The organism is Youngiibacter fragilis 232.1 (genome assembly GCF_000495435.3).
GTDB classification, from domain to species: domain Bacteria; phylum Bacillota; class Clostridia; order Clostridiales; family Clostridiaceae; genus Youngiibacter; species Youngiibacter fragilis.
The window spans coordinates 1-10,456 of record NZ_AXUN02000023.1 but is presented as its reverse complement, the minus strand read 5'-3'; the positions used below and the strand labels follow the sequence as shown (position 1 = coordinate 10,456).

The following is a 10,456-nucleotide window of genomic DNA, read 5'->3' as shown; positions in this document are numbered from 1 at the left end:
TCTTTCCTAATAAATTATACTCCATTGGCAGAGCGCTTAGCCATATTTGAAAACCGCAGACGTATGCTGCGGTTTTCCCTAAAATATTTTTCTCGTCCAATCTTCACAATTCCAGACATCAGTAACGATATCCTCATAGAACTCCCTTTCGTGGGATACAATCAGGATGGTCCCCTTATAAGCCTTCAGGGCTCTTTTCAGCTCCTCCTTGGCATCAACGTCAAGATGGTTTGTAGGTTCGTCAAGAACCAGGATGTTTGATTCCCTGTTTATGACCTTTGCCAGCCTGACCTTAGCCTGCTCTCCTCCGGACAAAACCATTATCTTTGATTCGATATGTTTCGTTGTAAGGCCACATTTTGCAAGCGCGGTCCTCACCTCGTACTGGTTATATCCCGGGAAGGATTCCCAGAAGTCCTCTATGCATGTGTGATATTGCCCTTCCTTGCTTTCCTGCTGGAAGTAGCCTATCTCAAGATTATCTCCAAGCTCTATTTCTCCCTTGTAGGCAGGTATGATTCCCAGCAGACTCTTGAGGAGAGTTGTCTTACCAAGACCGTTGGCCCCAGTCAAGGCAATCTTCTGACCTCTCTCAAGATACACATTTATCGGCTTCGTAAGTGGTTCATCATATCCTATCACAAGGTCATAAGTCTTGAACACAAGCTTGCTTGAGATCCTGGATTCCTTGAAATCAAACGATGGCTTTGGCTTTTCAGCCACAAGCTCAATTTTCTCCATCTTATCCAGTTTTTTCTGCCTTGATTTAGCCATATTGGAGGTAGCTACCCTCGCCTTGTTCCTGGCTATGAAATCCTCAAGCCTGTCAATTTCCTGCTGTTGTCTTTCATATGCAGATTCAATCTGCTTCTTTTTAGCCTCATATACAGCCATAAAATCATCATAATCGCCAACATACCTTGTAAGTGACTTGTTTTCCACATGATATATGAGATTGACCACACTGTTTAGGAATGGAATATCATGTGAGATGAGAATGAAGGCATTCTCATAATCAAGAAGAAATCTCTTCAGCCATTCTATGTGTTCTTCATCAAGATAATTGGTGGGCTCATCCAGGAGAAGGATGTCAGGTGACTCCAGCAGAAGCTTGCCCAAAAGGACCTTGCTCCTCTGTCCTCCTGAAAGCTCGTTGACCTCCCTGTCAAGACCTACATCCCTGAGTCCGAGACCTCTCGCGACCTCTTCAACCTTGGCATCTATTACATAGAAGCCGTTATGGTCAAGTGTGTCCTGAAGCGTACCCATGTCATCCATGAGCTTATATAGTTCATCTTCTGTAGCTGTACCCATCTTTTCAGCTATTTCCATGATCTCTTTCTCCATATCGTAAAGATAGGAGAATGCTGAACGGAGCACGTCCCTTATGGACATACCTCTTTCCAGCATGCTGTGCTGGTCAAGATAACCTACCCTTACACGGTTGGACCACTCTATGCTGCCTTCATCGGGCATCAGCTTGTTCGTTATTATGTTCATGAATGTGGATTTTCCTTCGCCATTTGCTCCGATCAAACCTACATGTTCACCTTTCAGGAGCCTGAAGCTTACATCCTCGAAGATCGCCCTGTCTCCGAATCCATGGCTAATGTTCTTTACAGTCAATATGCTCAAGTATACTACCTCTTTTTTCAAATAATCCCTGATATTATATCAGATAAACCTCCATAAGGAAAACATTTCGATAATTAAGCTGAATTTTGGAAATTTAGGACAGTGGATTGAATGGAAATATTAATATCCATGGAAATCAGGACTGGTTTCCATGGATATTGTTCAGTTTCAATATAGCGATTTTGCCAGTTCAGTCCTTAGGTGCCCGAGAGCTGAAACAGTGGCCCTGCTTCTTATCCGGTTCCTGTCCCCTGGGAATACATGCCTGAAGACTTTAATTGTGCCCTTCATATTGACTCCGATATAAACAAGTCCGACAGGCTTTTCTGGCGATCCGCCTTCAGGACCTGCTATTCCTGTGGTGACAAGTCCGACTGAAGCTCCTGTATTTTCAAGCAGCCCTTTCGCCATGGCATGGCAAGTCTCTTCACTTACTGCCCCATGACGCTTCAGTATACCCTCTTCTACGCCAAGGTATCTTGTCTTGGACTCATTGCTGTAGGTGACAAATGCCTCATCGAATACTCTGGACATTCCGCCTTCATAGCTGAGCATCCTGCTAGCTATCATTCCTCCGGTCACAGATTCTGCACAGGCGAACTTCAGGTTGTTCCTTATAAGCAGCTCACCGACAACCTTTTCTATGGTATCATCATCCTCGCCGTATATGTATTCTCCTATCCTTTCTTTGATCTTTGCTACCACAGGGTCAATAAGTGCCCTGCACGAGGTCTCGTCCTCAGCCTTGGCAGTGACTCTCAGCAGAGACTCGAAGTCCTTTGCATATGGTGCTACAGTAGGATTCTCACTATCTGTAATAATATCTCTGACCCTTGAAGCCATGTCCCATTCTCCGAGTCCTATAACCTTCAATGACTTCGATATTATTGTCGAGTCAAGGTACTTCTCAAGATATGGCTTGACCTTGTTCTCGAACATCGGGACCATCTCTTTAGGCGGCCCCGGGAGCACAATAATCGACTGACCTTTCTCATTGGTCATTATGCACCCCGGGGCAGTACCGTTGTCATTTTCCAGGATGTATGCATCTTTCGGGAAAAGAGCCTGCTTCTCATTTCCCGCGGTCATTGCCCTGGCGCTGTCTCTGAAATAGCCTTTGATCCTTGCCAGGCTTGGTTCATGGATATAAAGGTCCTTGCCAAGTGCCTTCGCAGCTGTCTCCTTGGTGATGTCATCTGTTGTCGGGCCCAGTCCTCCTGTTGCAACTATCATGTCGCAGTCCTTGAGAGCTGACCTTATCGCATCAAGCAGACGCTCCTCATTGTCACCTACGGTTGTCTGCCTGTAGACTGATATTCCAAGCAATGCCAATTCCTTCGACAGGTAGTGGGCATTTGTATTTATTATGTCACCTAACAGTATCTCAGTTCCTACTGACAGTATTTCTGCTTTCATATGAGCTCCCTTCAAATGTGATGGGATGTATCTCCATACATCACTATCCTTCCGGTATTATCGTCATCAAATTTCACCAGACTTATGCTTGTCTGCTTCACTACAGGTGTCTTCCAGTACTCAATGAAGCCACCCTCAGCAAAGAAGCTCATAAGGGCTTTGAGAGTCACACCATGGGTAACTATAAGGATATTGGAATCCTTATTTTCAGATGTTATCCTGTCTATCGCCCTACGTGCTCTGTTGAGTATATCGCTGAAGTCCTCTCCCGTATTCTTTTTGAATTTGAACGGGTCAGTCCAGTAATTCTCGAAGTTTTCCGTCTCCTCATTCTGGATCTCTTCAAGTGTCCTACCTTCCCAATCCCCCATGTTCATTTCCTTAAGTTCTTCCATGAAGATTATAGGTATATCCAGTCCCTCGACCGCAAACCTCGCAGTAAGTGCCGCCCTTTCAGAAGGACTTGAGTATACCCTGGCAATCCCATACTCCACAACAGCCTTCTTCAGCATTTTCCCCTGCATTACTCCCTTTTCAGTCAATGGGGAGTTCTTCCAGCCCTGAAGCCGCCCTTCTTTATTCCAGATTGTTTCACCATGCCTTGTAATATATAGATTCAACAAATTATCACCGACCTGCAAATTATTCAACAGTTATATTCTACCACAGACATCTGCCTAGGGAATATCAATGATTAATCCGTCATACCTCTCATTAGTGCGACCTTATATGGATAAAACTCGCCTGTCATGATTTTACCAGCAACCGCAGGATCGCTTCTCATGATATATTCTGCCTCATTGTCATCAGCTGCCTCAAATATTACTAGGCCGAAGGTCTCCGAATCCTTTGTTTGTGTCCTTCCGGCAAGTATCAGGCTGCCTTCAGTGTTCATACTCTTAAGCCGTTCAAAATGATCATCAACTGCCTTCTCATCCTCAGCTGTCCATGCTCCACCATTTGACAGACGTTCACACAGCCTGAGCACATAGATATATTCTTTCTTCATTCTCACCGCACCCTCCAATCAGTACCGCCGGCTTAGCCGGCAGTTTGCACAGACCCTATAATGGTCTATAACCTGCTGCCCCCGTAGGGGTGCATGAGGCGGCCGCCAACCGCACTTATTTCCCTCCTACTGCTAAAGCAGCTATTTTTTCTTGGGCTTCTCTACTGCTCTCCCGTAAACGGGTCTCTAAATTCTTTAATACTTATCTGGTCAGCTACCATATCTTTTTGTAGCTGACTTTTTGTGTACTCTTCAATTTTCTTTGCATTTTTCACGACAGTATCAACAAAGTACACTCTACACCAAAAGTGCCTGGAACCATATTTGTATTTCAGGTTTGCATGTCTTTCGAATATGATCAGCGAACTCTTACCCTTAAGATATCCCATAACCTCAGATACACTGTATTTCATCGGAATGCTGATCAACATGTGGATGCGATCCGGACAGGCCTCTGCCTCATGGATGATTATCCCTTTTCTATTACATAGGTCCCTCAAAATCTGACCTATCTCAGCTTTCAAGTTTCCGAAAATAACCATTCTCCTGTACTTCGGTGCAAAGACAATGTGATAATTACAATTCCAATTTGTGTGCGCTAAACTATTTTTATCCATTTGGATGCCTCCTGTGTTATTTTTAAGTTTGGTTTGCGGCCAACTTAGTGCTACCACAGGAGTTTTGTTTCTTGGAGCTGAAGCTATTATTTCCTCCACCTGCACAGCAGGTGGTTTATTTGATTCAAATGTGCCATTTGAAACGCACTAAAGTGGCCAAAAAGAACCGGACAATGCCCGGTTCCTATCTGACCTTATTTTACTTGTTCTCGCTCTCAATGAGTCCGAGCGCTATCGCTCCCACAACCCCTGTATCCTGACCAAGCTCAGATGGAAGGATCTTTGTTGATTCAACCATGAAGCTGAAGCATCTCCTCGAGGCGCTTTCCTTTATCCTGTCGAAGAAAAGCTTGCCTATCTTCGAGACACCTCCACCAATGACGATTATCTCAGGGTCAAAGGCAAGAATGAGGTTAGCGACAGCAATTCCAAGGTAATCGAAAGCTGTGTCCAGTATCTCAATTGCGACCTTGTCACCTTCAAGGTAAGCCTGATAGACCTCATAGCTTGTGATGCTGTCAAGACCAGCCAGTGAAGTCTCTAAACCGGCTTCAACAGCTTCCCTTGCCCTTTTGGCAATCGCCGTTCCTGATGACAGGGCTTCGACGTCCCCATAATTACCACAATTACAGCGATGCCTGCTTGATGGTTCGATTGTCATATGGCCTATTTCAAGAGCATTGCTTGTGTTACCCCGGTACGGTCTTCCGTTGAGTACAGCTCCGCCTCCAACTCCTGTCGATACGGTCATGTACACTATGTTTTGTGCTCCCTTGCCGGCACCGAAGGTATATTCTCCGAGAGCAGCGACATTGGCATCATTGTCGAGGAATACAGGTATCCCGAACCTGTTCCTTATGGGTGTAACAATGTCAAAGTTCCTGAACGGGAGATTAGGAGTCGTGATGATAACACCACGCTTTGAATCGAGAGGTCCGGGTGAACCTATTCCGATTCCTCTTACCTCCTCCTCCTTTATCTGGGATGCTTCAAGAACCATTGAGATTGAGTCCATGAGCCTGCCAAGCACTACTTCCTCCCCAAGGGCCGAGCCAGTGGCTAGTGTGGTCTTTTCAATGATGTCGCCAGTAAGGCTGCTGATTGCAGTCGTGATCTTCGTACCTCCAAGATCTACTCCAATAACATATTTCTTCATACTGCGGGGCTTCCAGGGCAGGTCACCCACTCTCAACTCCTTTAAAATTAATGGTGGAAAAATTTGCTATTAGTTTTTTCATATAATTATATCATAGACATGTAAAGGATTATATTCAGACATCTGCAATTTATGCATGCTGTACTACAATCTGAGCGCCAGGAGTGCTTTTCTGCCTGTTATTCCAAATTATGGAAAATCCATGAAACGGTTCAGATATATTTTGACAATAAAATATGCTATCTGTATCATATATCACATGGGTAAGTTAGATTGATAAATAAGTGCATGGGTCTTAAGTCTGGACCTGCACAAGAGATTAAGGACGGTATTACAAATGTTAGAAATTCTCGTTAAGGCCGGAAGCTATGTCCTAATGATCATAATCGGCTATTTCATGAAAAAGGCAGGTATTTTAGGTAGGCAAGCAGCCAAGATTCTATCCAATATAATCCTGATGATCACATTGCCTGCAGCTGTCATATCAAGCTTTGCAAACTATGACAGGCAGATGTCCCTGGCGGTTCTTGTAATATTTGGAATTCTCATGAACCTTCTAATGAGCGGTATCGGCTATGTGCTGGCAATCAGGAAATCTAACACGGAAAAGGCATTTGGTGTGATCAACTATTCCGGCTACAACATAGGAACCTTTACCATGCCATACCTCCAGAGCTTCATCGGCCCAATGGGTATTGTGGTTGCTGTCCTTTTTGACACTGGCAACGCAATAATGACCACAGGAGTTACATATGCATTAGCGTCAAGACTCATAAGCGACACCAAATTTGAGATTACCGGGTTCATAAGAAAAATCATCTCGTCAGTTCCTTTTGACATTTATGTGATAATGATGTTCCTCTACTTCATAAACGCACGACTGCCATGGTTCGTATACGAGGTTGCAGGCAATATCGGGAAAGCCAATGCATTCCTGGCCATGCTCATGATTGGAATCGTCTTTGAGTTCCCAAAGAATTCAAGTCAGCTTGGAGATGTGTTCAAACTGCTTGCAATAAGGTATTCAGTGTGTGCATTAGCATCAATGATTCTTTATGTCAGTCCTTTTTTCAGCATTGGAGTCCGACAGATACTGATAATCCTTCTGTTTTCGCCGGTTTCAGGAGTAAATGTCATAAGCACCCTGCGCTGCAATGCTGACGCGGAAAAATCCGGAGCCATTAACTCCATTTCAATTCTCTTGAGCCTGGTCATAATGACCACTCTCGTTCAGGTGTTTGGGTACTGAAAAATACTGTCTGACTGATGTGGCTTCAAGCACACCTCCTCGAAGCATCCGGGCCATTACAATTTTTCTCTATCAGCCTGCTGAATGTATCATACCAAATGAACTCACATTCTATGTTTTGAAGTATTCTAAGAATAGCTGATTATTCCATGATGTGTACCCATCTCCCATTTATGATGTGGGAGATGAATATCTGAGAATGATTTATCCAATTATAAGGGGAGTGGGAACCAAACGATTCTCACTCCCCTTATCTTTATTCCTTCGCTTCCCTGTATGCCTTTGCCTTTTCTACAATCTTTGCAACCTCTCCAGCAGGAACTTCTTCATACCTCGCGAATTCCATCCTGAAGTCCCCTCTTGCCTGAGTCATTGACCTCAGGTCAGTGGAGTACCTGAACATTTCACCCTGAGGGACCTCGGCCATTACCTTCTGAAGTCCGTCAACCGGTTCCATTCCAAGTATCTTGCCTCTCTTTTTGTTAATGTCTCCTATGACATCTCCCATGTACTCGTCTGGCACTGAAACCTCGACTCTCATTACAGGTTCCAATAAAATCGGCGAAGCCATCTCCATACCCTTCTTAAAGGCCAGATTGGCAGCAACCTTGAATGCCATTTCCGATGAATCAACCGGATGGAATGAGCCATCATGAAGTGTCGCTTTAAGCTTTATCACCGGATATCCTGCAAGGACTCCTTCCTTTATAGAATCCTTCAGACCCTTCTCCACTGCTGGTATGAAGTTTCTCGGTACAACTCCTCCAACAACTGCATCAACAAATTGAAGTTCGTCTTCACCATCTGTTCTTGGTTCGAACTTAATGACTACATCACCATACTGTCCATGACCTCCGGATTGCTTCTTATGCTTACCCTGGACATCGGAGGTCTTCTTGATAGTCTCCCTGTAAGCTACCTTTGGCAGTTCAAGTCTTACATCGGCACCGAACTTGTTCTTGAGTTTTGATGCAAGTATTTCTATATGTGTCTCTCCGAGACCGGAGATCAATGTTTCAGCGTTTTCAGTGTCCCTCTTTACAGTGAATGTCGGGTCTTCATCCAGAAGCCTTGAAAGACCTGATGATATCTTCTCTTCATCACCCTTTGCCTTTGGTATTACTGACATTGTCATTACAGGCTCAGGGAAGTTGAACTTATCATATACAACCCTAAATTTCGGATCACAGAGGGAGTCTCCAGTCTTAGTGTATTGGAGCTTCGATACAGCTCCGATATCTCCAGCTATTACCTTGGTCGTCTGGAACTGCTGCTTACCTCTTAGGAAGAACAGGTTTGAAAGCTTCTCCTGCTTGTCGCTGTTTGTATTCACAACAATCTGGTCCGGCTTGACATTTCCTGTAATTACCCTGAATAGTGATATCTTTCCAACGAACGGGTCAGCTATCGTCTTGAATACAAGGGCTGAAAATGGCTTTTCTTCAGTAAGTCCTATGAACACCTCTTCATTGCTTGAAAGGTCAACCGCCTTTTGTGGTATTGCATATTCAGGAGTAGGGAAACACTCAAGAATGTCTTCAAGCAGAGTAGTCATTCCGATAACCTTAGTTGCGCTTCCGCACATTACCGGTGCTATGTCTCCGCTGACGCAGCCCTTGATGAGTGCGTTGTATATCTCTTCCTTGGTCAGCTCTTCTCCGCCTATGAATTTATCAAGTAAAACCTCGTCAGTCTGAGCGACTGACTCGACTATCATTTCCTTAAGCTCTGCAACCTTGTCCTCATATTCTTCAGGGACAGGTTGTTCCTTCATTTCAAATGTTATGGGATCATGGATCCTGGCTCTGTTTGATATTACATTGATTACACCGCTGAAACTTTCTGCAGTTCCTATCGGGTACTGTATCGGCACTACAGACATGCCGTATTTTTCCTTAAGACTGTCAAATACCTTGTCAAAATCGGTATTCTCCCTGTCCAGCTTATTGATGTAGAAAGCTCTTGGTAACTTGATCTTGTTGACGTAAGCCCACGATTTGTCGGTACCCACTTCAATTCCTGACGCTGCTGATATTACTATCGTAGCAATGTCTACAGCTCTCATTCCCTGGATGCCTTCACCCATGAAGTCAAAATAACCCGGTATATCCACCAGGTTGACCTTTGTTTCCTGGTATGCGAAAGGAGCCACAGAAGCCTGGAGTGATATCTGCCTTTTCTTCTCTTCAGGATCAAAATCCGTTGTGGTTGTTCCATCCTCAACTTTTCCCAGCCTATCGATGGACTTGGTGTAGTAGAGAAGAGCCTCAGCGAGAGTTGTCTTTCCAGTGCCGCTGTGGCCGATTAGTCCGACGTTTCGTAAATTTTTGATACTGTACTCTTTGATGTGCATATCATTTCCTCCTTCTTGTGTCTAACCTTGAAGTTAAATGTAAACCTTTAACCTACTCCATTAGCATATCAAATTTTCAGAGTATTTTCTATAATTAGTTTATGCTTTGTACCATTTTCAGTTATTTTACCTGCTTTTACCATTTTGCACCTGATAATTCCTGATTCTTCGGCCATTCATGGTTTATAATTAAATTGGTAAAGGAGTTGACAGATTTGGTTATAGAGAGTGAAAAGGACCTTGAAGGTCTCAAAAGAATAGGACGGATTGTTGCCATCGCAAGGGATGAAATGGCTAAAGCTGCCAGAATAGGCATGACGACACTTGAACTGGATGAAATCGGCAGAAGGGTGCTCGAAGCAAACGGTGCTGTTTCGGCACCAAAAAGCGAATATAATTTCCCAGGGTACAACTGCATAAGTGTCAATGATGTGGTAGCCCATGGTATTCCATCAGAATATAAGCTGAATCCTGGTGATTCAATAAATATCGATGTATCCGCTTCCCTTGATGGTTACTATGCAGATACTGGCATGACATTGGTGATTCCTCCAGTAAAATACAAGCAATCAAAGCTTATTGAAGTGTCAAAGTCAGCCCTCTACAAATCTATTTCCAAGGCAGTAACCGGCACACGGACGAACAATCTTGGCAGGGTAATATACAATGAGGCAATGAAAAACGGATTCAACGTAATAAGGAATCTTACCGGCCACGGAGTAGGGAGAAGCCTTCACGAGGATCCGGAGAACATATTCAACTACAACGAAAAGCGCGGTTCAATAATACTCAGGAAAGGACATGTTCTCGCCATAGAAACCTTCATATCAGAGGGAGATGACTATGTTGAGGAATATGCTGACGGTTGGACCCTAAAAACGCCAAACCAGCACCAAGTGGTCCAGTTTGAGCACACTGTGGTGGTTACTGACAGTAAGCCGATAATACTTACCCTGGGAGAAGGTTCAGACTTTTACAGTCCTGAACAGTAAGAATGGAGTAATCGGGTAGGACCCCGCTG

General features: G+C 44.2%; 9 protein-coding genes. 2 read left to right on the top strand and 7 right to left on the bottom strand.

Annotation, left to right across the window (positions count from 1 at the left end):
• Nucleotides 1-78 precede the first annotated feature (78 nt).
• The 6 genes from T472_RS01520 to T472_RS01495 all read right to left on the bottom strand — a co-directional run bounded on the left by T472_RS01520 (nt 79) and on the right by T472_RS01495 (nt 5,833).
• Complete coding sequence (locus T472_RS01520) at nt 79-1,635, bottom strand: ABC-F family ATP-binding cassette domain-containing protein (RefSeq protein WP_023384030.1); 1,557 nt, start codon at nt 1,633-1,635, stop codon at nt 79-81.
• A gap of 168 nt (nt 1,636-1,803) precedes the next feature.
• The gene (locus T472_RS01515; protein WP_023384033.1) at nt 1,804-3,051 is read right to left on the bottom strand and encodes a competence/damage-inducible protein A; all 1,248 of its coding nucleotides are present in this window, start codon (nt 3,049-3,051) and stop codon (nt 1,804-1,806) included.
• Nucleotides 3,052-3,062: 11 nt separating this feature from the next.
• Nucleotides 3,063-3,671 (bottom strand): histidine phosphatase family protein, encoded by a 609-nt coding sequence (locus T472_RS01510; RefSeq protein WP_023384036.1) that lies wholly within the window; start codon nt 3,669-3,671, stop codon nt 3,063-3,065.
• 74 nt (nt 3,672-3,745) lie between these two features.
• On the bottom strand, nt 3,746-4,060 hold the full coding sequence (locus T472_RS01505) for a YciI family protein (RefSeq protein WP_023384039.1): 315 nt from the start codon (nt 4,058-4,060) through the stop codon (nt 3,746-3,748).
• A 161-nt stretch (nt 4,061-4,221) separates the two neighbouring features.
• On the bottom strand, nt 4,222-4,677 hold the full coding sequence (gene tnpA, locus T472_RS01500; RefSeq protein WP_023384045.1) for an IS200/IS605 family transposase: 456 nt from the start codon (nt 4,675-4,677) through the stop codon (nt 4,222-4,224).
• A 199-nt stretch (nt 4,678-4,876) separates the two neighbouring features.
• Entirely contained in the window at nt 4,877-5,833 is a 957-nt protein-coding gene (locus T472_RS01495) for an ROK family protein (RefSeq protein ID WP_023384049.1), read from the bottom strand.
• Nucleotides 5,834-6,170: 337 nt separating this feature from the next.
• On the opposite strand from T472_RS01495, the gene T472_RS01490 reads away from it, so the two are divergent.
• On the top strand, nt 6,171-7,082 hold the full coding sequence (locus T472_RS01490) for an AEC family transporter (protein ID WP_023384052.1): 912 nt from the start codon (nt 6,171-6,173) through the stop codon (nt 7,080-7,082).
• A 256-nt stretch (nt 7,083-7,338) separates the two neighbouring features.
• On the opposite strand, the gene fusA is transcribed toward T472_RS01490, so the two are convergent.
• On the bottom strand, nt 7,339-9,429 hold the full coding sequence (gene fusA / locus T472_RS01485; protein WP_040906287.1) for an elongation factor G: 2,091 nt from the start codon (nt 9,427-9,429) through the stop codon (nt 7,339-7,341).
• 221 nt (nt 9,430-9,650) lie between these two features.
• On the opposite strand from fusA, the gene map reads away from it, so the two are divergent.
• Nucleotides 9,651-10,427, top strand: a complete 777-nt coding sequence (gene map / locus T472_RS01480) for a type I methionyl aminopeptidase (RefSeq protein WP_023384057.1) — start codon at nt 9,651-9,653, stop codon at nt 10,425-10,427.
• Nucleotides 10,428-10,456: the final 29 nt, after the last annotated feature.

Excerpts from the sequence above, each read along its gene's own strand:
- T472_RS01515 (WP_023384033.1), bottom strand. The coding sequence starts at position 3,051 with ATGAAAGCAGAAATACTGTCAGTAGGAACTGAGATACTGTTAGGTGAC.
- T472_RS01505 (WP_023384039.1), bottom strand. The coding sequence starts at position 4,060 with ATGAAGAAAGAATATATCTATGTGCTCAGGCTGTGTGAACGTCTGTCA.
- tnpA (WP_023384045.1), bottom strand. The coding sequence starts at position 4,677 with ATGGATAAAAATAGTTTAGCGCACACAAATTGGAATTGTAATTATCAC.
- T472_RS01495 (WP_023384049.1), bottom strand. The coding sequence starts at position 5,833 with ATGAAGAAATATGTTATTGGAGTAGATCTTGGAGGTACGAAGATCACG.
- T472_RS01490 (WP_023384052.1), top strand. The coding sequence starts at position 6,171 with ATGTTAGAAATTCTCGTTAAGGCCGGAAGCTATGTCCTAATGATCATA.